General features: G+C 68.3%; 29 protein-coding genes and 1 tRNA gene. 8 read left to right on the top strand and 22 right to left on the bottom strand.

Going from position 1 to position 25436, the window contains the following annotated elements; all coding sequences use genetic code 11:
• From DIZ26_RS36505 to DIZ26_RS36490, 4 genes are all read right to left on the bottom strand, one after another.
• Complete coding sequence (locus tag DIZ26_RS36505; RefSeq protein ID WP_112249148.1) at window positions 1–1302, bottom strand: D-arabinono-1,4-lactone oxidase; 1302 nt, start codon at window positions 1300–1302, stop codon at window positions 1–3.
• Window positions 1299–2453: an amino acid deaminase/aldolase gene (locus tag DIZ26_RS36500; protein WP_112249147.1), complete on the bottom strand. Its 1155-nt coding sequence runs from the start codon at window positions 2451–2453 to the stop codon at window positions 1299–1301. The genes DIZ26_RS36505 and DIZ26_RS36500 overlap by 4 nt, the downstream gene beginning before the upstream one ends.
• 43 nt (window positions 2454–2496) lie before the next feature.
• On the bottom strand, window positions 2497–3147 hold the full coding sequence (locus DIZ26_RS36495) for a hypothetical protein (protein WP_157979937.1): 651 nt from the start codon (window positions 3145–3147) through the stop codon (window positions 2497–2499).
• Window positions 3148–3263: 116 nt separating this feature from the next.
• A complete protein-coding gene (locus DIZ26_RS36490; RefSeq protein ID WP_112249274.1) occupies window positions 3264–4343 on the bottom strand; it encodes a M15 family metallopeptidase in 1080 nt (359 codons plus the stop codon).
• Here DIZ26_RS36490 and DIZ26_RS36485 point away from each other — a divergent pair.
• The gene (locus DIZ26_RS36485; RefSeq protein WP_157979936.1) at window positions 4318–4731 is read left to right on the top strand and encodes a hypothetical protein; all 414 of its coding nucleotides are present in this window, start codon (window positions 4318–4320) and stop codon (window positions 4729–4731) included. The two genes, DIZ26_RS36490 and DIZ26_RS36485, sit on opposite strands and share 26 nt — an antisense overlap.
• A 28-nt stretch (window positions 4732–4759) precedes the next feature.
• On the opposite strand, the gene dapC is transcribed toward DIZ26_RS36485, so the two are convergent.
• The 5 genes from dapC to DIZ26_RS36460 form a co-directional block, all read right to left on the bottom strand.
• On the bottom strand, window positions 4760–5866 hold the full coding sequence (gene dapC, locus DIZ26_RS36480) for a succinyldiaminopimelate transaminase (protein ID WP_112249144.1): 1107 nt from the start codon (window positions 5864–5866) through the stop codon (window positions 4760–4762).
• Between the two features lie 22 nt (window positions 5867–5888).
• The gene (locus DIZ26_RS36475; RefSeq protein WP_112249143.1) at window positions 5889–6362 is read right to left on the bottom strand and encodes a MarR family winged helix-turn-helix transcriptional regulator; all 474 of its coding nucleotides are present in this window, start codon (window positions 6360–6362) and stop codon (window positions 5889–5891) included.
• Between the two features lie 147 nt (window positions 6363–6509).
• Window positions 6510–6848, bottom strand: a complete 339-nt coding sequence (locus tag DIZ26_RS36470) for a GroES family chaperonin (RefSeq protein ID WP_255513653.1) — start codon at window positions 6846–6848, stop codon at window positions 6510–6512.
• A complete protein-coding gene (locus DIZ26_RS36465) occupies window positions 6845–7108 on the bottom strand; it encodes a DUF3618 domain-containing protein (RefSeq protein ID WP_112249272.1) in 264 nt (87 codons plus the stop codon). The genes DIZ26_RS36470 and DIZ26_RS36465 overlap by 4 nt, the downstream gene beginning before the upstream one ends.
• 87 nt (window positions 7109–7195) lie before the next feature.
• Entirely contained in the window at window positions 7196–8230 is a 1035-nt protein-coding gene (locus DIZ26_RS36460; protein ID WP_232828935.1) for a glucose 1-dehydrogenase, read from the bottom strand.
• Window positions 8231–8423: 193 nt separating this feature from the next.
• Between DIZ26_RS36460 and bcp the strand changes: the two genes are divergently transcribed.
• From bcp to DIZ26_RS36445, 3 genes are all read left to right on the top strand, one after another.
• A complete protein-coding gene (bcp, locus tag DIZ26_RS36455; RefSeq protein ID WP_112249141.1) occupies window positions 8424–8891 on the top strand; it encodes a thioredoxin-dependent thiol peroxidase in 468 nt (155 codons plus the stop codon).
• A gap of 388 nt (window positions 8892–9279) precedes the next feature.
• Window positions 9280–10908 (top strand): substrate-binding domain-containing protein, encoded by a 1629-nt coding sequence (locus tag DIZ26_RS36450; protein WP_232828933.1) that lies wholly within the window; start codon window positions 9280–9282, stop codon window positions 10906–10908.
• 51 nt (window positions 10909–10959) lie between these two features.
• Window positions 10960–11041, top strand: a tRNA-Leu gene (locus tag DIZ26_RS36445).
• Window positions 11042–11094: 53 nt separating this feature from the next.
• Here DIZ26_RS36445 and DIZ26_RS36440 read toward each other — a convergent pair.
• From DIZ26_RS36440 to DIZ26_RS36425, 4 genes are all read right to left on the bottom strand, one after another.
• Window positions 11095–11679, bottom strand: a complete 585-nt coding sequence (locus DIZ26_RS36440; RefSeq protein ID WP_112249139.1) for a hypothetical protein — start codon at window positions 11677–11679, stop codon at window positions 11095–11097.
• 1 nt (window position 11680) lies between these two features.
• Window positions 11681–12286 carry an RdgB/HAM1 family non-canonical purine NTP pyrophosphatase gene (gene rdgB, locus DIZ26_RS36435; RefSeq protein ID WP_112249138.1) on the bottom strand — a complete coding sequence of 202 codons (606 nt, stop codon included), beginning with the start codon at window positions 12284–12286 and terminating at the stop codon, window positions 11681–11683.
• Window positions 12283–12999: a ribonuclease PH gene (gene rph / locus DIZ26_RS36430; RefSeq protein ID WP_112249137.1), complete on the bottom strand. Its 717-nt coding sequence runs from the start codon at window positions 12997–12999 to the stop codon at window positions 12283–12285. The genes rdgB and rph overlap by 4 nt, the downstream gene beginning before the upstream one ends.
• A 135-nt stretch (window positions 13000–13134) precedes the next feature.
• Window positions 13135–13962 carry an SGNH/GDSL hydrolase family protein gene (locus DIZ26_RS36425; protein ID WP_232828931.1) on the bottom strand — a complete coding sequence of 276 codons (828 nt, stop codon included), beginning with the start codon at window positions 13960–13962 and terminating at the stop codon, window positions 13135–13137.
• 147 nt (window positions 13963–14109) lie between these two features.
• On the opposite strand from DIZ26_RS36425, the gene DIZ26_RS36420 reads away from it, so the two are divergent.
• Window positions 14110–15285, top strand: a complete 1176-nt coding sequence (locus DIZ26_RS36420; protein ID WP_112249136.1) for a Gfo/Idh/MocA family protein — start codon at window positions 14110–14112, stop codon at window positions 15283–15285.
• A 16-nt stretch (window positions 15286–15301) separates the two neighbouring features.
• Here the strand turns inward: DIZ26_RS36420 and DIZ26_RS36415 are convergent, their stop codons facing one another.
• The 3 genes from DIZ26_RS36415 to murI all read right to left on the bottom strand — a co-directional run bounded on the left by DIZ26_RS36415 (window position 15302) and on the right by murI (window position 17855).
• Window positions 15302–16132, bottom strand: coding sequence for an alpha/beta fold hydrolase (locus tag DIZ26_RS36415; RefSeq protein WP_112249135.1), 831 nt, complete (start codon window positions 16130–16132; stop codon window positions 15302–15304).
• A complete protein-coding gene (locus tag DIZ26_RS36410; RefSeq protein ID WP_112249134.1) occupies window positions 16132–16878 on the bottom strand; it encodes an MBL fold metallo-hydrolase in 747 nt (248 codons plus the stop codon). The genes DIZ26_RS36415 and DIZ26_RS36410 overlap by 1 nt, the downstream gene beginning before the upstream one ends.
• Before the next feature lie 173 nt (window positions 16879–17051).
• A complete protein-coding gene (gene murI / locus DIZ26_RS36405) occupies window positions 17052–17855 on the bottom strand; it encodes a glutamate racemase (RefSeq protein ID WP_112249133.1) in 804 nt (267 codons plus the stop codon).
• Between the two features lie 210 nt (window positions 17856–18065).
• Here murI and DIZ26_RS36400 point away from each other — a divergent pair, with 210 nt between their 5' ends.
• On the top strand, window positions 18066–18407 hold the full coding sequence (locus DIZ26_RS36400; protein ID WP_232828929.1) for a hypothetical protein: 342 nt from the start codon (window positions 18066–18068) through the stop codon (window positions 18405–18407).
• A gap of 107 nt (window positions 18408–18514) precedes the next feature.
• Window positions 18515–20743: an ATP-binding cassette domain-containing protein gene (locus DIZ26_RS36395; protein ID WP_112249131.1), complete on the top strand. Its 2229-nt coding sequence runs from the start codon at window positions 18515–18517 to the stop codon at window positions 20741–20743.
• Between the two features lie 39 nt (window positions 20744–20782).
• On the opposite strand, the gene DIZ26_RS36390 is transcribed toward DIZ26_RS36395, so the two are convergent.
• The 4 genes from DIZ26_RS36390 to DIZ26_RS36375 form a co-directional block, all read right to left on the bottom strand.
• On the bottom strand, window positions 20783–21730 hold the full coding sequence (locus DIZ26_RS36390; protein ID WP_112249130.1) for a cysteine synthase: 948 nt from the start codon (window positions 21728–21730) through the stop codon (window positions 20783–20785).
• Between the two features lie 2 nt (window positions 21731–21732).
• Window positions 21733–22011, bottom strand: a complete 279-nt coding sequence (locus DIZ26_RS36385) for a MoaD/ThiS family protein (RefSeq protein WP_112249129.1) — start codon at window positions 22009–22011, stop codon at window positions 21733–21735.
• A 1-nt stretch (window position 22012) separates the two neighbouring features.
• Window positions 22013–22462 (bottom strand): Mov34/MPN/PAD-1 family protein, encoded by a 450-nt coding sequence (locus tag DIZ26_RS36380; protein ID WP_112249128.1) that lies wholly within the window; start codon window positions 22460–22462, stop codon window positions 22013–22015.
• 67 nt (window positions 22463–22529) lie between these two features.
• Window positions 22530–23507, bottom strand: a complete 978-nt coding sequence (locus DIZ26_RS36375) for an aldo/keto reductase (protein WP_112249127.1) — start codon at window positions 23505–23507, stop codon at window positions 22530–22532.
• 107 nt (window positions 23508–23614) lie between these two features.
• On the opposite strand from DIZ26_RS36375, the gene DIZ26_RS36370 reads away from it, so the two are divergent.
• Entirely contained in the window at window positions 23615–24562 is a 948-nt protein-coding gene (locus DIZ26_RS36370) for a hypothetical protein (RefSeq protein WP_112249126.1), read from the top strand.
• Here the strand turns inward: DIZ26_RS36370 and DIZ26_RS36365 are convergent, their stop codons facing one another.
• Together DIZ26_RS36365 and clpS are read right to left on the bottom strand one after the other, a co-directional pair.
• Window positions 24563–25114 (bottom strand): DUF2017 domain-containing protein, encoded by a 552-nt coding sequence (locus DIZ26_RS36365; protein WP_112249125.1) that lies wholly within the window; start codon window positions 25112–25114, stop codon window positions 24563–24565. It abuts the gene before it with no gap.
• On the bottom strand, window positions 25111–25398 hold the full coding sequence (gene clpS, locus DIZ26_RS36360; RefSeq protein ID WP_112249124.1) for an ATP-dependent Clp protease adapter ClpS: 288 nt from the start codon (window positions 25396–25398) through the stop codon (window positions 25111–25113). Before clpS ends, DIZ26_RS36365 begins: the two co-directional genes overlap by 4 nt.
• Between the last annotated feature and the right edge of the window lie 38 nt (window positions 25399–25436).

The raw sequence follows: 25436 nt of genomic DNA, 5'->3' as shown, positions 1-25436 counted from the left end.
CTATGAGCCGAAGACCTGCCGGGTGTAGGGATTGCTGAACGTACGCCGCGGGTCGAGGCGATCGCGAACGGCGAGGAAGTCGTCGAAGCGCGGGTACCGCTCGCGGAACTGGTCCGCGCCGAGCGTGTGCAGCTTGCCCCAGTGCGGCCGCCCGCCGAAAGCGCCGGCGATCTGCTCGAACGCGTCGAAGTACTTGTCGTGCGCCAGCCGGTGGTACTGGTGAATCGCGACGTACGCCGTCGCCCGGCCGTAGGCGGTCGACAACCAGATGTCGTCCGCCGCCGCGACCCGGACCTCGATCGGGAACGGGATCCGCTCCCCCGAGCGATCGATCCAGGCCCGCAACTGCTGGACCACCTCGACAACATGCTCCCGCGGTACGGCGTACTCCGACTCCCGGAACACCACGTTCCGCTCCGAACAGAACACCTTGTACGACGCGTCGACGTACTCGCGGGCGGACAACGCGCGCGACGCCAGCTGGTTGATCCGGGGCACCAGCGCCGGCCGGCGGACCGCGAGCCGGTTGGTGAGTTCGAAGACGCGGTTGGACAGCAGCTCGTCGTCGATCCAGCCGCGCAGCCGCCCGACCGGCGCTGCGCCGACCCCGGCAGCGACCCGGTTGTTGCGTTTCGTCAACGCCAGGTCGGTATGCGGGAACCAGTAGAACTCGAAGTGATCGTTGCCGCCGGCAAGCTCATCGAAGCCGTCCAGTACTTCGCCGAGCGGTAGTGGCATCTCCTGGGCGCGGAGCAGGAAGGCCGGCACGCACTGCAGCGTGACCGCGGTGATCACACCGAGCGCGCCGACCGAGACCCGCGCTGCGGCGAAGACGTCGGGATTCTCTTCCGGGGAGCAGTGCAGGACCGAGCCATCGGCGGTAACCAGTTCGAGCCCGGTGACCTGGGTCGCGAGGCCGCCGAGCTTGGCGCCGGTGCCGTGCGTGCCGGTGGAGATCGCGCCGGAGATGGTCTGCTTGTCGATGTCGCCGAGGTTGGCCATCGCCAGATCGAAGGACGCCAGCCCCGCGTTCAACTTGGCCAGCCCGGTGCCCGCTCCGAGCGTGACCCGGCCGCTGGCGCGATCGGCGGTGGTGATCGAGGCGAGTCCGTCCAGCCGGATCATCACCTGCTCCGGCACCGAACAACCGGTGAAGGAATGGCCGGAGCCGACTGCCTTGAGCTTCTTGCCTTGCTCGGCGGCCGTCTTCACCGCCGCAGCCACCTCGTCGGTGGACGAAGGCCGCAGCACCTCCACTCCGGTCGCCGTCTCGGTGCCGGACCAGTTGCGCCAGGTACTCATCCGAAGTTCTTCCCCTCGCCCCGGTACGTCACGAGCTCGGTCAGCTCGGTGCCGTCGATCGCGTACAGCCGGTCGAATCGTTCCAGCAGCTCGCCTGCCTTGGCATAACGCATCCAGACCCGGTCGCCGATCCGCAGGCCTCGCGCCGATTCTCCCCGCACCGGGGTCTGTACCTCGCCGGCCCCCTCGGTGCCGAGCAGGCCGAGCCCGGCCGGCCAGGTCGGGGACGGTTGCCGCGACTTCTTCGCCGGGCCCGACGCGATGTAGCCGCCGCCGAACAGGGTCGCGATCCGCGGCGCCGGCCGGCGGACAACGCCGAGCGCGTAAGCGACCGCGTGCTCGGGCTGGAAGACGTCGTACTTGTCGAACAGGGTGGGGCCGTAGAGTCCGGAGCCCGCGGTCACCTCGGTGACGGCCGGGTCGGCGCTGCTGACCTCGAGACTGCCGGTGCCGCCGCTGTTCACCAGCCGCAGCGGTGCGACCTGCTTCACCGCGTCGACAACCAGTCCTCGCCGCTCGGACAGCTCGGCGGCGGACCGGCGCTTGACCCAGCGCACTGCGGGTGACGTGTCGGGCAGACCGGCGATCTGCGCCTCGTAGAACATCACCCCGACCAGCTCGAAGGCGTCATCGGCCGCCACGGTGTGCGCCAGCGCGAGCACTTGCTCGGGGGTACGCAGCGGCGAGCGCCGTACGCCGAGGTGCTGGCCGAAGATTCGCAGGGAGGCGTCGACGTCGAGGCAGACCTGGATCCGCTCGCCACCGCCGGTGGTCGCCTTGATGAACTCGAGGTGCTGGACGTCGTCGATCATCAAGGTGATCCGCGCGGCCGCGTCGGCATCGGCGGCCAGCTCGCGAAGCGCCGCGCGATGCACGGTCGGGTAGCCCATCAGGATGTCGTCGACTCCGTTGCGGGCCAGCCAGAGCGCTTCGGGCAGCGAGTACGCCATCACGCCGTGGAAACCGGGCCGCTGGAGCGCCTCGGTGATCAGCGCACGGCAGCGCACCGACTTGGACGCCACCCGGATCGGCGTACCGGCGGCGCGGCGGACCAGATCGTCCGCGTTCCGGCGGAAGGCCGCCAGGTCGACCACCGCATACGGCGGTTCGAGGTCGGCCGTGAGTCGCCCATAGCTGTCGAAGTCGCCCATGTCAGGAGTTTACGACGGCAAAATACTGAAAGGTAGTGCATCTTTAGCGCAGATCGATCACAGCTTCCAACTCCGGTACCACGGAGTGCGACCAATCGGCCTGGTCGTCCGGCTTGGCGGTCTGCTGTGCCAGCAGCGCCACAGTAGATCCCTGCACGAGGGAAACCTCGACGAAGGCGTCAGCCCCGGCATACCGGCGTACGGCGCCTGCCGCCGTCTCCGTCGACCAGAGGGACTGCACAGCCAAGTCACCGCCGTCACCGCAGGCCTTGATGCGGGCCTGGTAGCCCGTGAAGTAGGCCTTCGCCTTAGTGGCGTCCGCGAAACGCAGGAGCAGAGCGTTGGCCGGCTGGTTGGTGCCGGTTCGGTAAGAACCCTGCAGTGCGTGCAGTGGGACCGGCAGGGAGCCTTTCGGCGCAGGATTCGAGCACCCGACCGGCAGAGCCTCGTAGGCAGCCTGGTGCCCGTCGCGACGCCTGGTCCAGGTGTCGTTGCCCAGGAAGCCCTGCTCCGAGCCACCTGGGTCCGTGTACGTCTTCCAGCCTTCGCCAAGCTTCTCCGGGGCGGGGAGGTTCTTCGCGGACACGGGACCTGCAGAGGCAGGCGGTGGTGCCGTCGCTTGCTCCGGTAGCTGCGGCGGCTTGGCAGCATCGGTCGGGTTCGCAGTACCGACGGTGTTCGTCGGGACCGGCACTGTGCCGCCGACCGTGCTGGGGATGGGCGTGGTCGGCGGTGGCGGCTCCCCCGAGGCTGCACTGTTGCTGCATCCAACCAGCAGTCCCAGTACAGCAACGGAGGCTAGGAGCGGTTTCACTTCGGTTCGAAGTGCTGGTAGTCGGGCTTGCTCCAGTTGGCTCCCCAGAAGTAGCCCTGACCGACCAGCGACCTCGTGGTCGTGCTGCTGGAGAAGAGCATGCCCGGGCGGACCGCGCTGCGATTCCGGTAGCTGAGGCCGTTCGACGGGTACCACACGTTGTTCGCCGCGAGGTACGGGTTCTCGACGGTGTTGATGTCGATCGCGAAGCCGTACGAGTGCGGTGAGAGGGAGTACGGATCGCCGGTCACCTGGCGGCAGTTGAACGCCGAGGTGTTGTCGGCGGCCATCGAGGTGATGTCGTTGCCACCGAACACGTCGACGCGTTGCATCCGCCGGATCGGGAAGTGCGCGTTGAAGCTGGCGGTCCAGACCGTGATCATCTTCTGCACGGCAGCGTCGCGCAGGATCAGCTCACCCTTGTGAACGAGCCCGTCGAAGCCCCAGTAATTCAAGATCAGCAGCCGCAGCGACGACGGACCGACCGGGCAGCCGGAGCGATAGGTCTTCGGCACCATGCTGGCGGCGACGGTGAAGACCTTCGGGTTCAGGGCTGCTTTGATGACGAACCGGGCCGAGGCCGACACCTCGACCGCGGTGGCCGCGACGCCGCGACTGACGACTCGCACTGTCCGGGTATGCGGGAAGTTGTCCGGGATCGGCAGATGAAAGTAGCCGTTGGCATCGACCTTCGTACTGGTCAGCCAGCGCCAGGTGCCGTTCCCGAGCAGGTCCTGGAGGACGACTTCGAGGCCCGGCTCAGCGGGGGTGGTGTGGCCGTAGGCGGCGACACCGGTGAGCGTGATGTACGACGGCGACGGGGCGTTGAGCACGATCTTCCGGTCCTGCGCGGTGCCGATGCGCGCGGGTGAGATGGCGGGCGCCTCGTAGAACTTCGGCCCGACCACCGCACGGAAGGTCGTATGGATCGGCGTGGTCGGCGTGTACGTCATCCGGTACGCACCGCCCGTGGTCGTCTTCGTCGAGCTGCGCAGCGTCCAGCCGCTGGGCAGCGCCTGCCAGAGCGAGATGTACCAGCCGACTGCCCCGTTGCTGACCTTGCCGGTGAACGTCATCGGCCGGTCCTCCCAGGAGGTGGCCGGCTGGTCGAGCGAGATCGACAGCGGCACGGCGGCCGCCGTACGGGGTGGTGCCGTCGGCGTCGACGTGGGTGTGGAAGGTGTCGTGGCAGGCGGCGTCGAGGTCGACGTGGCGGGCGGTTCAGAGGTCGACGTGGCGGGCGGTTCCGAGGCCGGTGTGATCGGTGGCGTAGCCGGATCGGCCGGCGTACTGACCACCGGTAGCGACGGACTCGGATCAGCTTGGGCCGTGGCCGGGACCAATCCGGTCAGTAGAGCCGCCGTGACTGCGGCAACCCCCAGCATGCGCAGGTTCATGGCCGTCCTCCCCCTCAGAAGAAGCCCGGGTAGCTCCCACTACCTACCTAGATGCTTCCACTACTGAGGACGTCACACTCCTGCCAAAGGTTCGCCTATTCCTGCAGTCTCTTGACCGCTGCGTCGACCCGCTCGTCGGTCGCCGTCAGCGCCACTCGGATGTGGCGCTCCCCTGCCGTCCCGTAGAAGGCACCTGGCGCGACGAGGATGCCGCGGTCCGCCAACGCGGCGACGGACTCGTACGAGTCGTACGCCGGGTGCTCGGCCCACAAGTAGAGGCCGCCCTGGGACAGGGTGATCGTCCAGCCCGCGTCGGTCAGCGCCTGCCGCAGTACAGTCCGGCGGCGGAGGTACCGGGCGCGCTGCTCGTCGACGTGAGCGTCGTCGGCCAGTGCCGCCGCCATCGCTGCCTGGATCGGCGCGGGCACCATCAGCCCCGCGTGCTTGCGAACCGCGAGCAACTCGCCGACGACGGCTTCATCACCGGCGACGAAGCCCGCGCGGTACCCGGCCAGGTTCGACCGCTTCGACAGCGAGTGCACCGCGAGCAGGTTGTCGAACGAGCCGCCGCAGACCTCGGGGTGCAGCACCGACACCGGCTGCGCGTCCCAGCCGAGCTCGATGTAGCACTCGTCGCTCACCAGCAGCACGTTGTTCGCACGGGCCCACTCGACCGCAGTACGGAGGTCTGCTGCCGAGGTGATCTCACCCGACGGGTTCCGCGGCGAGTTGAGGTACGCGACTCGCACCGGACCGTCGTACGTCGTCGGGTCGGCGACCGGCACGCTCGTAGCCCGGGCCAGCGCAGCGCCCGCTTCGTACGTCGGGTAGGCGAGGTCCGGGATGAGCACGGTGTCGCCGGAGCCGATGCCGAGCAGTGTCGGCAGCAGCATGATCAGTTCCTTCGTCCCGATCACCGGCAGTACTGCGGTCTGCGGGTCCACTCCGGGCACTCCCAGGCGGCGGGCCATCCAGTCGACAGCGGCCTGCCGCGCGGACGTAGTACCGAGCGTCGTCGGGTACGCCGGTGCGTCGGCTGCTGCCGCCAGTGCCTGCTTCACCAGGTCGGGCACCGGGTCGACCGGGCTGCCGATCGACAGGTCGACGATGCCGTCGGGGTGCGCGGCCGCCTTCTGCTTGTAAGGGGCGAGCTTGTCCCAAGGGAAGTCGGGCAGACGACTGGAAGTGGGTGCGAAGGTCACTCCGGCATTCTCCCCTGCTTGTTCAGCAGGCGCGGCCGGGGTCCACCTTCTGCAAGATCTGATCGCCGATGGTCTTCAACTGGCTGAGCTGCTCGGGGGTCAGCGCGTCGATGACGTACTGACGGACCGTCGCGACGTGGCCGGGTGCGGCCGCGACCAGCTCCTCGTAGCCGGCATCGGTCAGGGTCGCGACCGTGATCCGGCCGTCAGCGGGCGACGGGCAGCGGCGCACGAAGCCGCGCTGCTCGAGTCGCTTCACCACGTGCGAGAGCCGCGACAGCGAGCCGTTCGCGAAGCCGGCCAGGTCGCTCATCGGACGGGACCGCTCGGGCGACTCCGAGAGGCCGGCCAGGACGAGGTACTCGAAGTGGGTCAGACCCGAGTCGCGTTGCAACTGGACGTCCAGTGCGGCGGGCAGCTTGAACATCAGCCCAGCCAGCGTCATCCACGCCTGCAACTCGTCCGGCTTCAGCCAGCGCACCTCGTCGTCCCCCATGACGCCATCGTACAACCATCAGTTGACGCATCAACCTAATCGTCGGTGTGACTCGAGACGTCAACTAACGGGGAGCAGGTAGAAGCTCTGAACGTCTGAGCGGCTTCTGGGCCGGGAGTGGCTACAGGTAGCGGCCGGTTCGGCCGTCTACAGGTAGAGGCCGGTTTGGCCGTCCTCGAGGCGGCCGGCCGCGACCGCGTGCAGGTCGCGCTCGCGGAGCAGGACGTAGTCGTCGCCGCGGACCTCGACCTCGGCGCGGTCCTCGGGGTCGAACAGCACCCGGTCGCCGACCTCGACGGTCCGGACGTTGGCGCCGACGGCGACCACCTTCGCCCAGGCGAGCCGGCGGCCCATCTGCGCGGTGGCCGGGATCAGGATGCCGGCCGAGGACTTGCGTTCGCCCTCGGTCTCGAGCGCGACCAGGACCCGGTCGTGCAGCATCCGGATCGGCAGTTTGTCGTCGTCGACCCGCTTGCGAGGAGTCACCGGCGACCCACCAGCCGGCGGATCAGCAGCAGGACGGCGATCACTCCGACGGCCGCGCCGCCGACCGCGACCAGCTTCTGGGTGCGCAGCTGACCGCGCTCGTCGAAGACCTGCGCCTTGGCCTGCTCGACCTGCCGTTTGGCGACGTTCTTCGGGTGCGCCCGGTCGACCAACTCGTCGACGGTCGAGGCGAGACGCGCGCGGGTGGCGGCGATGTCCGCCTCGATCTGCTCGGCGGTCCGAGCCTTCGTGTCCGACACCTGTCCGACGCTCCCTTCGACTGTTGCGGCCTTGCGGGCCTTCACCGGGATGGCCCGGGAAGGCCGTGGTGTTCACATCCTTGCAGGTCAGGCCTGCAGATCCACGACCACCTTGATGTCGTCGCGTTCGCGGACCAGCGCGGCCGGCCAGTCCGACAGCGGAACGGTCCGGGTGATCAGGCGTCCGAGCCAGGCCGGATCGGCCGCTCGCAGCACCTCCACGGCGTCGGCATAGTGCCGTTTGGCCGCGTTCACCGATCCGACCAGGATCGCGTTCCGGATCACCAGTTGCCGGATCAGCGCATCCATCGGTACGTCGATCGACGAAGGCCGGGGCGAGATACCCGTGAGGCACATGACTCCGGCCGGTGGCAGCAGCTTGGCGCAGTCCACCACCAGTTGCCCGGCGCCGGTCGCCTCGATCACCACATCGGGAGTGACGTCCAGCTCCGCCAGCTCGGTCAGGTACTGCCCGCCGAGATCGCGCACCAACTGCGGCTTGGGCCCATCGGTAGCCAGGTCGAGAACGTGGACGGTGTGGCCGCGCTGCACAGCGATCAGCGCAGCCAGTAGGCCGATCGGTCCGGCTCCGGTGACGAGTACATGCTCGGGCCGAAACCAGGACCGGGCGCCGACCTGATCGATCTGGTCCCACGCTTTGGTGAGGATGCTGGCGGGCTCCACCAGTACGCCGAGCGCGCCCAGCTCCGCGGGCACCGGCACCACGTAGTACGGGTCGATGCGCCAGCGTTCGGCGCCGTACCCGTCCATCTCCTTGATGCCGCGTTCGGTGTAGCGGCCGTTGCGGCAGAAGTCCCACTCGCCGCGAGCACAGGCCGGGCACGGCACCGGATCGGGGCGGCGGACGATCCCCGTGACCAGATCGCCGGCGCTGACGCCCGCACCCGGCGGCGCCTGAAGTACCCGGCCGAGGGACTCGTGGCCGATCACCAGCCGATCAGCACCGGGCCGGCCGGTACCGAACTCGCCGGCGACCATCTCGTGGTCGGTGCCGCAGATCCCGGCCAGGACGCCCTCGACCAGGACCGAGCCGTCGCTGATCGGTGGTTCGGGGACCTCGCCCAGCGAAGCACTGTTTGCCTTGCCCGGTACCACCGTCATTGCCCGCATACGGCCCACTCCACAGCGCACGGAACGCTTCGCGCAAGTTGCACCGCCGACCGCGGTCACCCCTCGCGATGGAGAGCCGGGTTGTGACAGGAGCGGCTGGTGGGGCCGTTGAGACCGCCTGCCGGCGGCGGACCGGCGTACGGCAGAATGTCGGACAATCAACCGCGAGCGATGGGGGAACCCGATGTCCGAGCGTCTGACCGTCGGCGACACCGCACCCGACTTCACCCTCCCCGACGCCGACGGCAACGACGTCTCGCTGGCCGGCCTGCGCGGCAAGAACGTGATCGTCTACTTCTACCCGGCCGCGATGACGCCCGGCTGCACCAAGCAGGCCTGCGACTTCCGCGACTCGCTCGACTCCCTCGCGGCGCACGGCTACACCGTGCTCGGGATCTCCCCGGACAAGCCCGCGAAGCTGGCCAAGTTCCGTGAGCGCGACGGCGTCACCTTCCCGCTGCTGAGCGACCCGGACAAGACGGTGCTGACGGCGTACGGCGCCTTCGGCGAGAAGACCATGTACGGCAAGAAGGTGACCGGCGTGATCCGGTCGACCTTCGTGGTCGACCCGGACGGCAAGATCGCGGTCGCGCAGTACAACGTGAAGGCCACCGGGCACGTCGCCAAACTCCGCCGCGATCTCGGGCTCTGAGCACCCGTTGGCGAAAAGCCAACCTTTTCCCGAGCGGCCGCGTCCGTAGTACAGATCCTGTTTGTCAGGACAGCAGACGAAGGGAAACCCTCGACCGTTTCATGGGCCTGGTCCATGGAACGGTCGTTTGAGCGAACCGATTACTGTGATTTGGATCACACTCCGATCTCACCTGATCGGAGCGGCAAGGCTACCCTCCGTGAGCTTTTCGGCCTTCGCAGGGACGACCAGTACTGCATCCCCATCCGGCGTTCAGTTGCAACCCTGCGTCCATGCCGTGAAACCGGTCCGTGAACTTCGCCCTGACCAGTGCAAACCGGGTAATCTGCGCCCGCAGTCTGCCTCTGGGAGGGAGGGACCTGCCGCGATGGGAAAACACTCCTCTGCGGTGACGAAAAGTAACAACAACCGTCGTCCGGTTTATCTGACCGCCGTCGGCCTACTGGTGCTGTCTTTGGGCGCCGTGTTTGTGGTCCGCTCCTTCGGATCGGAATCGGGTGCCGACGGGTTCCTGGGCGGTGGGTCGTGCGACGACCCGACCCAGATCCAGTTGCACACCACGCCCGAGATCCAGCCCCAACTGGAGGCAGCGGCCAAGTCGCTGGCCGCCAAGAAGGACAAGGACGCGCCCTGTCTGCAGTTCACGATCAGCCCGGTCAAGTCTTCGGTCGATGCGCGGACCATCGCCAACAAGGGTGACAGCACGCCAGACCTGTGGGTACCGGACTCGTCCGCATGGATCCCCCAGGCCGACGACGGCGACTCCATCCCGACCGTCGTGGTCCCGTCCATCGCCACCTCACCTCTGGTCCTGGTCGGACGGAACGAGAACTTCGCCAACATCTCGTCCTGGCTGGGCGCCTTCGGGACCACCAAGCCGGCCCTGCTCGACCCGGGCACTGAGTCGGCCGGCCTGCTCGCCTTGCTGGCGGTCGGTTCCGAACGGTCCAAGACCTCGGCCACCGACAGCCTGGTGTCCTCGGTGATGGTCCCGCTCGCCCAGCAGTTGGGCTCGATGGCCAAGCCGTTCACCGACGTGGACGGTGTGTTCGGCCGGGCTGCCGCGGAGAACAGCCAGGTCGTCGTACCGGCTTCGGAGCAGGCGTTCGTCAAGTACCAGGACGAGCACCCGGACGCCGAACTGAAGGCCGTCGTACCGCAGACCGGGACGCTCGTGTTCGACTACCCGATCGCGGTGACCAGCAAGGCCGACAACAACCAGGTCATCACCGAGGCGGCCAAGTCGCTCGCCGCGGAGATGCTGACGGATGCGGCCGACCAGGCCCGCGACGAAGCCGGCTTCCGTGACGGGCTGCTGAGCCCGCTCACCGGCGGCCGGGGTGTCGGCGACATCACCCAGCTCACCAAGCCGACGGCCAGCGCGGTCGACAAGGCACTGCTGGACTGGACCCGGCTGTCGCTGACGGCGCACTCGCTGGCCGTGATCGACGTGTCCGGCTCGATGAACGAGAAGGTCGGCGACAAGACCCGGATGCAGCTCACCATCGCTGCCGCCCAAGAGGGCCTCAAGCTGTTCCCGGACAACGCCGCGCTCGGGCTGTGGACGTTCTCGACCAACATCGGCCCGTCCCATGCCGCCTATCGGCAACTGGTTCCGATCCGGAAGCTGAACAAGGCGCAACGGAATACGATCGTCGCCACCCTGCAGCAGCAGAAGGCGATTCCCAACGGTGGCACCGGACTGTACGAGACGGCGATCGCCGCGGTCCGCGCCGTGAAGGAGAACTTCGACTCCAGTGCCGTCAACGCCGTCATGATCTTCACCGACGGCAAGAACGACGACCCGAACGGGCTGACCCTGGCCCAGACCGTCCGTCAGCTCGAAAGCCTGCGCGACCCGGCCCGCCCGGTCCGGATCATCGCGCTCGGCATGGGTCCCGACGTGGACGGCAACGAGCTCGGACAGCTGGCCGCGGCGACCGGCGGTCTCAGCTACGTCGCCCGCAACCCGGGCGACCTGAAAGGCGTGTTCATCAACGCGCTGCAGAGTCGCTGAGCGATCTCGCAGACCTGCTCCCTAAGATGTCTTGGGGAGCAGGTCTTCCGAGCCAGAGTGGTGGAATGGCAGACACGCCGGCTTTAGGTGCCGGTGCCCTTTGGGTGTGAGGGTTCGAGTCCCTCCTCTGGCACCTTCTCGTACTGCGGGGAGATTTCCCCGGCAGGATCTGCGTGGGGGAATCTCCTAGAGCGCGTCGAGGTACGCCGTACCGCGTGGGCTCAGTTCGTAGCCGACTTCGAGGCTGTAGGTCAGGCCCAGGTTCTTGAGTTTGCGGACGTCGAGTTTGAAGCCTGCTGTGTCTCGGCCGACCTCAGCTGCGAGGTCCCCGGCGCGGGTGTGGGGTTTGGCCTGGATCTGGCGGAGGGTGGCGGTCGTCCAGGCGCCGTGGCGGCTGAGTTCGTCGAGTTTGGCCAGCCGGGCGCGGAGGTCCTCGACGTCGGCCGGTGTGAGGTCGGCTGAGGCGGCGAGTTCTTCGCGCGGGTCGGGGCCTTCGACGAGGTGGAAGCGGATCAGGAAGGTCGGCCAGTCCTCGTTGCCGCGGAGCCGGCGGCGGACGTCCTTGGCGTTGCCGCGGTCGGCGGCGATCACGTCGGGGTCGTTGTCGGCGAGCAGGTCGGGGTTGATCTGACTGACACTGTCGATCTCGATCCGGCCCGCGTTGGTCCGGTAGATGCGGCCGGCCACCACCCGCGGCTCGGCCCAACGCCGGTACGCCGAGGTGATGCGTCCCTCGGCGACTCCGTCACGATCGGATCCGGCGAACAACATCTCAGGCTCCCAGTGCTTTGGCGACGATCGGGGCGAGCGCCCGCAGCGCCTTGCCCCGGTGGCTGATGGCGTCCTTCTCCTCGATCGACAGCTCGGCCGTGGTGCGGTCGTAGCCCTCGGCCTGGAACAGCACGTCGTACCCGAAGCCGCCCGTACCGCGCAGCTCGCGGATCACCGAGCCGCGCATCTCACCGCGAACGATCTCGTCCTCGGCATCCGGCCGGCAGAACGCAATGGCCGCGACGAAGGACGCACCGCGGCGCTCGTCCGGAACGTCTTCCAGCTGCCCGAGGAGCAGCAGATTGTTCGCGTGGTTGTCCTTCGCCGGCCCCGACCAGCGAGCCGACAGTACGCCGGGCATCCCGTTCAGCGCGTCGACGCAGATCCCGCTGTCGTCGGCGATCGACGGCAGCCCGGTCGCGGCGAGGGCGGCGTGCGCCTTGAGCAGAGCGTTGCCCTCGAACGTCGGCTCGGTCTCGGCGGGTTCCTCGTACGGCGTGACGTCGGCGAGCCCGAGGACCTCGATGCCGGCCACGATCGGGGTGAGGATGCGGCGCAACTCCTCGAGCTTCTTCTGGTTGTTCGATGCCAGCAGCACCTTGCTCACGCGAGGGCCTCCTGCTGCAGCTTGGTGAGCTCGGCGCACCCGGCCGAGCCGAGCTCGAGCAGGGCGTCCAGCTCCGCGCGGTCGAACGGCGCGCCTTCCGCCGTACCCTGCACCTCGATGAACTTCCCGTCGCCGGTCAGCACCAGGTTCATGTCGGTCTCGGCGCGGACGTCCTCCTCGTAGCAGAGGTCGAGCATCGGGGCGCCGTCGATGATCCCGACGGACACCGCGGAGACCGAGCCGGTCAGCGGTTCGCCCTTCAGCGCCTTGCGGTCGCGCAGGAACGACACGGCGTCCGCGAGCGCGACGTACGCGCCGGTGATCGCCGCCGTCCGGGTGCCGCCGTCGGCCTGCAGGACGTCGCAGTCGAGCAGGATCGTGTTCTCGCCGAGCGCCTTGTAGTCGATCACGGCGCGCAGGGAGCGGCCGATCAGCCGGGAGATCTCGTGCGTGCGGCCGCCGATCCGGCCCTTGACCGACTCGCGGTCCGAGCGGGTGTTGGTCGACCGCGGCAGCATCGCGTACTCCGCGCTCACCCAGCCCAGGCCGGACCCCTTGCGCCAGCGGGGCACACCCTCGGTGACGCTGGCCGCACACAGCACCCGGGTCTTGCCGAACTCGACCAGCACCGACCCCTCGGCATGGTCGAGCCACTTCCGGGTCAGCGTCACCGGCCGGAGCTGATCAGGTGTACGTCCATCAATACGAGCCATGCCCGAAACCCTAAGCCTGAACACCCCACACCTCCGCATCGGCAGCCAAGGGAAGGAAGGCGGTGGGTTGCGAAACCCTAAGCCTGAACGCGCCTTACCTCCGCATCGGCAGCCAACGGAAGGAAGGTGGGGGTGCTAGGCCTGAAGGTGGTCGGGCTTCGGGGTGATGGCGGTGGGACGAAGGTTGGTCAGGGCCATGCGGGCGGCCCAGGGGGTCAGGTCGTGGGCTCGGCGGGCCAGCCAGGGGGCGCCTTCGCGGAGCATCCAGAGGGCGTCGGCCCACTTGGAGGGGGTCTGGCCGGCGCAGCTGAGGGCCGGTGGGGTGGCGATCGGTACGCCGTGGCGGTGCAACTCGTCGGCGAAGGCGCGGGCCAGTCGCCGGTGACCGAGCTCACCGGGGTGCAGGCGGTCGACGCTCCAGAAGTCCCGCTGGTACACCTCGGGGTGATCGGCCATGTCGATCCGGACCCCGCCGAAGCGGGCGTACAACTCGTCGTACGCCGCGTTCACCTGCTCGATCCGCTGCCAGAGCGGTCGCCGCAACCACGACGGAAGGCCGAACACCTGACCGTGGTCGTGGAATCGGACGGTCAGCAGCAGCGCACCGCGCGCCGTCAGCTGCTCCCCGCAGTACTGCAGGCAGTTTCGGATCTCAACCGCGTCGAAGGTCGAGCGCAGCGTGTCGTTGACTCCGACGATCAGCGAGGCGAGGTCGATCGGCCCCGAGCCGGTCGACGGGAGCTGGTCGGCGGCGACCATGGGCGCGGTGGCACCGCTGGTGGCGAAGTTGGCGAACGTCACACGGTGGGAGCTGCCCAAGGAGTCGGCGAGCAGCGAGGCCCAGCCCCGCCACCCCTCTCCCGGGCGCGCGCCGGCACCGGACAGGTCGGTCGTACTGCCGTTCATCGGGTCGCCGACGCCCACGGTCGTCGAGTCGCCCAGTGCCACGAAGTGGAGGCTCACGTTCCGCCATGGTGAGGCACCGGAGCGAGGGCTGCGTGCCGGTCAGATGGCCGGTTGGTTGACGCCACCTGATGAGCCGGGTGTTGAAGAGCGGAAGTGTCCAGACATAGGCTTAAACAAACATCTACGTGCAGGAGTTGCCTGATTATGACTGATCTTCGGTTCGGCGTGGTGGGACTCGGTGCCCGCAGCGGGATCGCTCGGCATGCGCATCGGCCCGGCGAGGGCTCGGCGATCGTCGCCGTCTGCGACCCGGTCGGCGCCCAGCAGCAGGCCGCCCTCGACAACTACCCCGAGGCGAAGGCGTACGGCGACCACAAGGAACTGCTCGACCTCAACCTCGACGGCGTCTTCCTGACCACGCCGGACGACCTCCACGAGGATCCCGCGATCGACTTCCTGCAGGCCGGCGTCGCCGTGTTCGTCGAGAAGCCGTTGGCGATCACGACGGCCGGCTGCGACCGCGTGCTGCAGGCGGCGTACGACAGCGGCTCGCGCCTGTACGTCGGGCACAACATGCGCCACATGCCCGTAGTACAGACGATGCGGGAGCTGATCCGGTCGGGTGCGATCGGCGAGGTGAAGACGATCTGGTGCCGGCACTTCGTCGGGCACGGCGGCGACTTCTACTTCAAGGACTGGCACGCCGATCGGCGCCGGACCACCAGCCTGCTGCTGCAGAAGGGTGCCCACGACATCGATGTGATGCACTGGCTCGCCGATGGCTACACGACCCGGGCGAACGCACTCGGCGGCCTGGTCCTGTACGGCGGGATCGCGGATCGCCAGGATCGCTCCGGGCAGCGGTTCGCCGACTTCGTCTCCGAGGACAACTGGCCGCCGTTGGAGCAGAAGGGCCTCGCACCGGTGCTGGATGTCGAGGACCTGTCGATGGCGAATCTCCAACTGGACAACGGCGTTTTCCTCACCTACCAGCAGTGCCACTTCACCCCGGACTACTGGCGCAACTACACGGTGATCGGCACGGCCGGGCGGCTGGAGAACTTCGGTGACGGCCCCGGCGGTGTGGTGAAGGTGTGGAACAGCCGCCGGTCCGGTTACCGCGAGGACGCCGACATCGTGGTCGACATCCCGAGCGCGGACGGCGGGCACGCGGGCGCGGATCCTCGCCTGGTGGCGGAATTCGTCAACTTCGTCCGCGACGGCGGCACCACCATCACCTCACCGATCGCGGCCCGCGCAGCCGTTGCCGCCGGCCACGCCGCCACCACGTCGCTACGCTCCAACGGCGTCCCGATCGACATCCCGGCCCTGGACCCAGCCCTGATCGAGTACTTCGACCGCGGCCAGTCCCGGCCCTAGCCGACCAGTCCCGGCCTTAGCTGATCAGTTCGGTGAGGATTGCTCGTACGGCGTCCGGTCGCTCGCGGTAGAGGGAGTGGCCGGCGCCTTCGATCAATCGGAACTCGTGCTGCGCGACATGTCGCGCCAGTTGCCGTACTGCGCTTGCCGGGCGTGGGTCGCCGTCGCCGTGCACGAACCACACCGGCGCCTTGACGGCAGCCGCAGTACGAGCGCGGTCTTCGTTCGACCAGGCGTTGGCCTCGGCGTTGATCGCTCGATTGGCCGCGAAGTTGATCGGATACGGCACGGCCGCGTCCTCCAGGGCCCATCCCCAGGCGCGCTCGCGATCGGCGTGATCGGTGAACCAGGACAGCGCGCGGAACTCCGTTTCCTCTTCCTGCGTTCGCTTCCTGCCGACTAGTTGGTCGAGTCGCGCAGCCTGTGCGGCCGTCATTCGGCGCAGTTGCTCTGCCTCGGCCTGAGCCAGCCAGTCCCCCGTCCCGGCGCCGCCGAGGTAGCCGACCCGAAGGATGCTGTCCGGGTACGACGCCGCGTAGGTCAGCGCCAGCGTGGCGCCGAACGAGTGGCCGATGACAACGATCTTCTCGTGACCCCAGTGCAGCCGCAGTTCCTCGATGTCGTCCTGCAGCCGTCGCATCGACTGATCGTCCGACGGGCCGGAACCACCGCAGCCCCGCTGGTCGAAGCGATGCACCACGGTCCGGTCGTCGATCAACTTCGCGATCGGCTCCAGGTAGTCCCACAGGCCAGGACCGCCATGCAGAAGGACGACGGGCGGTGCGGCGGACGGCGTACCGGTGGTCATCGTGCGCAGGCGTACGCCGTCCGACAGCTCGACGTACATCAGATCTCGAAGACGGCGTTGGGTGTGGCGATCAGGACCTCACCCGGGAAGGTGCGGCGGGCACCTTCCGCCTGGACCGAGCGGTCGAACCAAGGTGGCACGTGGGTGATGACGAGCCGCTTCACTCCCGCGCGCTTGGCATGCTCGCCGGCATCGGCAGGCGTGAGGTGCAGATCGACCGGGTTGTTCGGATCGTCGTCTTTCAGCGCGGCCTCGGACAGCAGCAGGTCGGCGCCGCGGGCGAGCTCGATCAGTGCGTCGTTCGGTCCGGTGTCGCCGGTGAAGACGAGGGCTTTGTTGCCGTGCTCAACCCTGATCGAGTACGCCGGTACGGGATGGACCGCCGGGATCGTGCGGACGGTGAACGGCCCGATCTGCTGGATCTCCTGCCAGACGTGGAAATCCAGCTCCTCCTCCATCCCCGGATCCTCGGGAAGGTCGTAGGCAAGCGCCATCCGGGCGGCCGTGCCGGGCGGGCCGAAGACCGGGATGCGGGGGAACGGCGAGTCAGGCGAGTACTTCGCCGAGACGTACAGGCCGCACAGATCCATGCAGTGGTCGGGATGCAGGTGGGACAGGCCGATCGCGCCGATCTCGGGCACGCTCAGATGCCGTTGCAGTGCTCCCAATGCGCCGCTGCCCAGGTCGAGCACCAGCTGGAATCCGTCCGCGCTGATGAGATAGCTCGAGGCAGGCGAGTCCGGTCCGGGGACGGACCCGGAGCAGCCGAGCACAGTGAGCTTCATATCTTGAACATTACCGGCGGGTTGACCGCTTCGCGCGACGACATCACGGCGTCGCCGATCAGCTGAACCGGTTACCTGGCGTCGATTCCGGGCCCTGCCGCCCCGGTACCGGTGCCGAGGACAACAGAACGGCAGCCTCTACTGCGAGCTGCATCACACCCACCTCCGCGTGTCTACCGAACCCAGGCGAACTGGTCGACCCCGGACAGCACCGGACCGAGGAACCGCGAGCCGATCGCCGCGAACTCGGCCGGATTGCCGGTGGTCACGAACCGGTGCTGCGGGGCGGGCAACGTGCCGTCCCGTAACAGCCCGCTCTTCGTGAGCACGCCGTACACGTCCTTCGCGCACTCCTCGGCGCTGCTCACCAGGCTGACCTCGTCGCCCATCACGTAGGAGATGACGCCGGTCAGCAACGGATAGTGCGTGCAACCGAGGATGAGCGTGTCGACGCCGGCCTCGACCAGCGGATCGAGATACTCATGGGCCGCCGCGAGCAGCTCCGGACCCGACGTCACGCCGGCCTCGACGAAGTCCACGAAACTCGGGCACGCCTGGGTGAGCAAATCCACCTGCGGCGCGGCGGCGAACGCATCCTCATAAGCCAGCGAGGACGCCGTGGCATGGGTGCAGATCACGCCGACGTGATTGTTGCGGGTGGCAGCGACCGCGCGCCGGGCCGCCGGCAGGATCACCTCCACCACCGGTACGTCGTAGCGCTCGCGGGCGTCGCGGAGCATCGCGGCGCTGGCCGAGTTGCAGGCGATCACGAGCATCTTCACGCCGCCCTCGACCAGGTGGTCCAGGCACTCCAGTGCGTACTCCCGGACCTCGGCGATCGGCTTCGGACCGTAGGGCTGGCGGGCCGTGTCGCCCAGGTAGAGGATCGGCTCGTGCGGCAACTGGTCCAGCACCGCGCGCGCCACGGTCAGCCCGCCGAAGCCGGAGTCGAAGATGCCGATCGGTGCGTCTGCCACAGTTCGAACCCTAGCCGGGACCGCCGACAGGTCCGGCAGCGGGCAATCGAGTTGGTGAGGCTAACCTGAGAAGGGAAACGACACGCCGGAGTTATCCACATCTTTACTCCCAGGAATTGCATTGTGACGTGACCCAGGCCACTCTTAACGGATGTGTTTCCAACCGCCCCTTGCGATGCCATGAATTTGGCAGTCCAGTTCGCGGTGGCCATGAGTTCCACCGCCGCACCGAATCCGCAACCGAGCACCAACGCCGCGGCCGCAGGGCACGCCGCCGGCCAGGCCGCGGAAACGACCTCGGGCAGTACGGCGGCAGACATCGGCTCGGCCCTCGGGCCGACCGGGATGCTGTTGCTGCTCGCGATCGCCGTCTTTGCCGTCTACGTCATCTCGCTCTCGCTGCACCCGAACGCCAAGTGCGGACGCTGCAACGGGGCCGGACGGCACAAAGGCACCATCTTCACCTACGCCCAACGCCCCTGCAACAGCTGCAAGGGCCGCGGGACTCACCCCCGGCTAGGACGAAAGCTGCTGTTCAAACAATCGACCTGATCGGGTAGCACTCCGGCAGGCGCCCCGCCCGGCGCCCGCTCCGGCGCGCCGCAAGGCGCCGCTCCAAGCGCCGAATTCTGTCGGCGCCCCTGGGTACGTTGGCGGTCATGAGCGTGATCCGGATCGTGCGGGCCAGGGAGAACAACCTCCGCGACGTCTCGGTCGAGCTGCCGAAGCAGCAGCTGATCGTGGTCACCGGGGTGTCCGGCTCCGGCAAGTCCTCGCTCGTCTTCGACACGATCGCCGCCGAGGCGCAACGCCAGCTGAACGAGACCTTCACGACGTTCATCCGCAACCGCCTGCCGCAGTACGGCGAACCCGATGCCGACGCGATCGAGAACCTCTCGCCGGCGATCGTGGTGGCCCAGCGCCGCCTCGGTGGCAACGCCCGCTCCACGGTGGGCACGGTCACCGACATCCACCCGCTGCTCCGGCTGCTCTTCTCCCGGCACGGCGAGCCGTACGTCGGCTACTCGAACCGGTTCTCCTTCAACGATCCGGCCGGGATGTGCCTGACCTGCCAGGGCACCGGCGTGAGCGCGACCCTCGACGAGGACGTCTTCCTCGACCGCGACCGGTCCCTCGACGAAGGCGCGTTCCGGCACCCGAGCTTCGCCGTCGGCCGCTGGTACTGGAAGTACTACGCCGAGTCCGGGCTCTTCGACACCGGCAAACCGCTCGGCAAGTACTCCGCGCGCGAGTGGGAGACGTTGCGCCGCGGCGCCCGGGCGGACGATCCGCTGCCCGCTACCCCGAGCGACTTCGAGGGTGTCATCGACCGGTTCCACCGGTTGTTCCTGCGCAAGGACGTCACCAAGATGTCGGCGACGAACCGGGCCGTGTTCGAGCGGCTGGTCAGCTCCGGCATCTGTCCGACTTGTCACGGCGGCCGGCTGAACGCGGAGGCGCTCAGTTGCCGGATCGACGGCCGCAATATCGCCGAGTTCGCCGCCCTGGACGCCGACGAACTGCTCGAGGCGATCGCGCCGATCGACAGCCCGGTGGCCGCGAGCCTGCGCGACCGGCTCGGTAACCTGGTGACGATCGGGCTCGGCTATCTCAGCCTCGATCGGCAGACCACCACGCTGTCCGGCGGCGAGTCGCAGCGGATCAAGATGGTCCGGCACCTGGGCAGCAGCCTCGGCGACATGCTGTACATCTTCGACGAGCCGACCGCGGGTCTGCATCCCGCCGACGTCGAGCGGTTCGCGGCGCTGCTACGCAAGCTGCGCGACAAGGGCAACACGGTCCTGGTCGTCGAGCACGACCGCGACGTCATCGAGATCGCCGACCACGTCGTGGACGTCGGCCCCGGCGCCGGTCCGTCGGGCGGCGAGATCGTCTACCAGGGCAAGGTCGCGGGATTGCGTACTGCGAACACCGCGACCGGCCGATGCCTCGGCGAGCCGACGAAGCTGAACCGTACGCCGCGGCAGCCAACCGGCGCGCTGACGATCACCGGGGCAAGCGCACACAACCTGCGGAATCTCACCGTGGACATCCCGACCGGCGTGCTCACGGTGGTGACCGGCGTGGCCGGGTCGGGCAAGAGCAGCTTGGTGAACGACGAATTGCCCCGCCAGCATCCCGGCGCGGTGGCCATCGACCAGAGCCAGCTGTCCGGCAACCGCAGGTCCACGCCGGCGACGTACACGGGGATCATGGACGAGCTTCGGCGGCTCTTCGCCGAGGCGAACGGCGTCAGTGCCGCGCTGTTCAGCTCCAACTCCGAGGGTGCCTGCCCGAACTGCCGCGGGCTCGGCTTCGTCTACACCGAGCTCGCGTTCATGGACGATCTGAAGTCGCTGTGCGAGGTGTGCGGCGGCAAGCGCTACACCCCCGAGGTGCTCGGCTACAAGCTCGACGGCCGGACCATCACCGATGCGTTGGAGCTGACCGTCGGCGAGGCACCTGGCGTGTTCCCGAGCGAGACCGTGGAGCGGGTGCTTGCCGCACTGAACGACGTCGGCCTCGGGTACCTGAAGCTGGGCCAGCCGCTGAACACCTTGTCCGGCGGCGAATGCCAGCGGGTGAAGCTGGCGACCGAACTGCGCACCTCGGCAAAGGTCTACGTGATGGACGAGCCGACGACCGGGCTGCACATGGCCGACGTCGCGCAGCTCCTCGGCATCATCGACCGGCTGGTCGAGGACGGCAGCACGGTGATCGCAATCGAGCACAACCTGGACGTGATCGCCGGCGCCGACTGGATCCTCGACCTCGGTCCGGGCGCGGGCCACGCCGGCGGCCGCCTCCTCTTCGAAGGCACCCCGGCCGGCCTGCTGGACCACCCGGATTCCCGCACCGCCGAACACCTCCGGCGCGCGGTCGCCTGAGCAGGCCGGAAGTTGCGGCTCAGGCCCAGAGCTGCGGGATCAGGCCCAGAGCTGGCCCTCGAGGCGGTCCTCGGCCTCGTCGATGGTGCCTTCATAGGCGCCGGTGGACAGGTACTTCCAGCCGCCGTCGGCGACGACGAACGCGATGTCCGCGGTCTGTCCGTCCCGGACGCACTTGGCCGCCTGACCGAGGGCGGCGTGCAGGATCGCCCCGGTCGAGATGCCGGCGAAGATGCCCTCGTTGTCGAGCAGCTCGCGCACCCGGCGTACGGCGTCGCGAGGGCCCACCGAGAATCGCGCGTCGATGAGCGAAGCGTCGTACAGCTCGGGGACGAAGCCCTCGTCGAGGTTGCGCAGGCCGTAGACGAGCTCGCCGTACCGCGGTTCGGCGGCGACGATCCGGACCTCGGGCTTGTGCTCACGGAAGAACCGGCCGGCGCCCATCAACGTGCCGGTGGTGCCGAGGCCGGCCACGAAGTGCGTCACCGACGGCAGGTCGGTGAGGATCTCGCGGGCGGTCCCGTCGTAGTGCGCGGCCGCGTTCGAGGGATTGCCGTACTGGTACAGCATCACCCAGTCCGGGTGTTCCTCGGCGACCTGCTTGGCCACCCGGACCGCCTCGTTCGACCCACCGGCGGCCGGCGAGGAGATGATCTCGACGCCCCACATCCGCAGGATCTGCCGGCGCTCCTGCGAGGTGTTCTCCGGCATCACGCAGACCATCCGGTAACCGCGCAGCTTGGCCGCCATCGCCAACGAGATCCCGGTGTTGCCCGAGGTCGGCTCGAGGATCGTGTTGCCAGGCCGGAGCCGGCCGTCCTTCTCGGCGTCCAGCAGCATCCGCAGCGCGGCCCGGTCCTTGATCGAGCCGGTCGGGTTGTGGTCCTCCAGCTTGGCCCACAACCGGACGTCGGCCGACGGGGACAGCTTGGGCAGCCCGACCAGCGGCGTACCACCGACCGAGTCGAGCAGGCTGTCGAAGCGCATGCTCAGCCGCCGGCGACAGCCGGTAGCACGACGACGACGTCGCCGTCCTTGACCTCGGTCTTCAGCCCACCGGTGAAGCGCACGTCCTCGTCGTTGACGTACACGTTGACGAACCGGCGCAGCTCCTCCGGCTCACCCTCGACGATGCGCTCCTTCAGTCCCGGGTGCGCGCCGTTCACGTTGTCGATGAACTCGGCCAGCGTGCTGCCGTCACCGCTGACCGCCTTCTCACCACCGGTGTAGGTGCGCAGGATCGTCGGTACGCGCAACTCGATCGCCATCTCAGATATCTCCTGTGTTGTAGTCCGCCACGACCTGGATCTCTTCCTCGGTCACTTCGCCGTCGACGATCCGGTAGGACCGGAATTCGACCGGGCCGTCGTACGACGGCTGGTCCGCACCGTGTCTGGTCGAGACCAGGACGTAGTGCGCGTTCGGCTCCTGCGCCAGGTTGATGTCGGTGCGCGAAGGGTAGGCCTCGGTGGCCGTGTGCGAGTGGTAGATCACCACCGGCTCCTCGTCCCGGGAGTCCATCTCCTTGTACAGGCGGAACAGATCGCCGGAGTCGAACTCGTAGAACGTCGGTGACATCGCCGCGTTCAGCATCGGGATGAACCGGGCCGGCCGATCGCTGCCCGCCGGCCCGGCGACCACGCCACACGCCTCGTCCGGGTGGTCCCGGCGAGCATGAGCCACTATCGCGTCGTACGTCGCGGTGTCGATGATGAGCACGCCTCAACGGTACGGCGGCCGCTGGACCGACCCCGCCAACGCCGAAGTCGGTCCAGAATGTGGACAATTACCAGCGGTCGTGCACCTGCGGCCGGATCAACTCGTCGTACACGGCCCGTACTGCGGTCAGCTGGTCGCCGGTGAGCGGGGCGAGTTCGGCCGCACCGACGTTGCCGGCCACCTGCTCGGGATTGCGGGCGCCGGGGATGACGACCGAGACGCCCGGCTGGTCGATGATCCAGCGCAGCGCGAACTGGGCCATCGTCGCACCCTCGGGCACCAGCGGGCGGAGCCGGCGTACCGCTTCGAGGCCGGTCTCGAAATCGACGCCCGAGAAGGTCTCGCCGACGTCGAACGCCTCGCCCTTGAGGTTGTAGTTGCGGTGGTCGTCGGCGCCGAAGGTGGTGTTCTCGTCGTACTTGCCGGACAGCAGACCGCTGGCCAGCGGGACCCGGGCGATGATGCCGACACCGGCATCGGCGGCGGCCGGCAGCACCTCGTCGAGCGGCTTCAGGCGGAACGCGTTGAGGATGATCTGCACGCTGGCCACGTTCGGCCGGGCGATCGCGGTGAGCGCCTCCGCGCAGGTCTCCACACTCACGCCGTACGCCGCGATGCGCTTCTCCTGCACGAGGGTGTCGAGCGCGTCGAAGACCGCGTCGGTGGAGTACACCTCGGTCGGCGGGCAGTGCAGCTGGACCAGGTCGATGGTGTCGACGCCGAGGTTCTCCCGGGAGCGGTCGTTCCAGGCGCGGAAGTTGTCCAGCGTGTAGTTCTCGGGCTTCTGCTCGACCCGGCGGCCCATCTTGGACGCGACCGTGAGCCCTTGGTGCTCCTTCAGCAGCTTCCCGACGACCCGCTCGCTCCGGCCGTCGCCGTACACGTCCGCGGTGTCGATGAAGGTGACGCCACCGTCCACGGCAGACCGCAGTACGGCGAGTGCCTCGTCCTCCCCCACCTCACCCCAGTCGGCCCCCAACTGCCAGGCCCCCAGCCCGACCACGCCGACCTGCCGCCCCGTACGTCCAAGAATCCGCTTCTCCATGGACCACAGACTATGCGCCCGGACGAGCCGTGGATCGGGACGTTCGGCGGCCCGCCTCGGGGCCTAGGGCCCTGAGAAGGTCCTGATCCGGGATCCACCGTGAAAGTATGAGCACTTCGTCGAGTAGCCGGCACGAGCCGCCACGCGGACGCCGTCACCTCGCAGTCGTCGTCGCCGCCGTCGTCACGATCCTGATCGTCATCGGCGGCACCGCCCTGCTGGTCCTGCGGAACCACGATTCCGCACCGGCCGACCCGGGCGGCACGGCGTCACCGACGAGTACGGCACCGTCCGTCTCACCCAGTACGACGCCGCCGACGGTCACCCCGTCGACGCCAACTCCTGACACCACCACGCCGAGCACCACGCCGAGCACCACGCCGAGCACGCCGAGCGAAGGAGCGAGCGCGCTTCGGGCCCTCACGCCCTTCCTGACAGCCGCGGCGAAGCTCGACCGTCAGCTCCAGGAGGCGGCAGCCGCCATCAACGGCGCCGGACCGCCGTGGACCACGATCACGCCGGCCGCCGCGGCCAAGGTCCGGGCCGCCGACCTCAAGCCGGTGGCTCGCCGGATCCCGGCCGGCCTCCCGCCGAGCCTCCAGCAGGCCGTCGTGCTCGTCTACAGCGACCTGTCGTCGCGGCGGCACGCCATCAGCTCGTTCGAGATCGTCGGTCCGTTCCAGCCACCGCTGTCAGCGGGCGAGACGCCGACCCAGGTCGGCCTGCAGCAGATCCGCAACGGACACGCCGCCGCGGTCCGCTTCGACGGTGATCTCGCCGCGGCCCGGTCGCTCGCGGCGGCGACCGCATCGATCGGCAAATACCCGGCGAGTTCCCGCAAGCACGCCGAGGTCTTGCTGCTCGTGCGGTACGTCGAACTCGCGAACGGCGGATGCGACACCCACGGAGGGGCTGTGCTGACCAGGCTGCCCGTCATCAAGTGGCTGGAAGTCCCGTCGGTAGGAACCTACTGGACCACGAACGGCATGATCAACGGCCTCGAGTTCACCGCGAAGTTCACCGGCACCTGGCACATCGAGCTACTGGCCTGCTGATCAGCGCATGTTGTGGAGCAGGGCCGACTGGAGGTAGCCGAGCCAGTCGTACAGGTCGTAGGTCAGGCGGCGGGGGTCGTCCTCGGGGAGTTTCTCCCAGACGGCGTAGTCGTCTTCCTTGATGTCCAGGCGGGTGCCGATCGCCAGGCGGAGGTCGTTGAGGGCGCGGAGCCAGGAGAGCTGGTCGTCGCCTTCGAGGGTGATGCCTTCGTCGGCCGTGGACGACTCCAGTGCCGCGAGCACGCGCTTCGCGTCGCCGGCCTTCGTGTCGCGCAAGCCGCGCTCGGTGAACCGGCGGAACTCAGCTGAGGCATTGTCGTCGGAGGAGTACGCGTCCGGCAGCAGTCGCTGCAGTACGACGTCCTCCGGCGGCGAGGTCGGCCCGTCGTTGTCGAGCAGGGCCGCCAGCGGGTCGCTCGACTCGGTCGCGCGCGGCGGCATCCCGTCGTACAGGAGTTCGACCAGGTTGCGCAGCAGGTTGGCCAGGATGTCGGCCTCGTGCTCCGCGAAGGTGATGATCACGGTCTTCTTGCGCTTGCGGAACCTCGTCACGACTTCTCACAGGTGGCCCACAGGCCGTAGGTGTGCATGGCCTCGACGTCGCGCTCCATCGCCTCGCGGTTGCCGTTCGAGACCACCGACTTGCCCTCCTCGTGCACCTGCATCATCAGCTTCTCCGCCTTGGTCTTGGAGTAGCCGAAGTAGGTCTGGAACACGAACGTGACGTAGTCCATCAGGTTGACCGGGTCGTTCCAGACGATGGTCACCCACGGAGGGCTCAACTCGATCGCCTCGTCGACTTCGGGGCTGTCGAGTTCGCTTGGTGCGGTGGTCACTTACCCATTCTCTCCATCATCGGATCCCGGCTCGCAAT

Source organism: Kribbella monticola (assembly GCF_003261635.1).
GTDB classification, from domain to species: domain Bacteria; phylum Actinomycetota; class Actinomycetes; order Propionibacteriales; family Kribbellaceae; genus Kribbella; species Kribbella monticola.
Note: the sequence above shows the minus strand (reverse complement) of the source record. Positions and strands in the feature narration are given on the sequence as shown.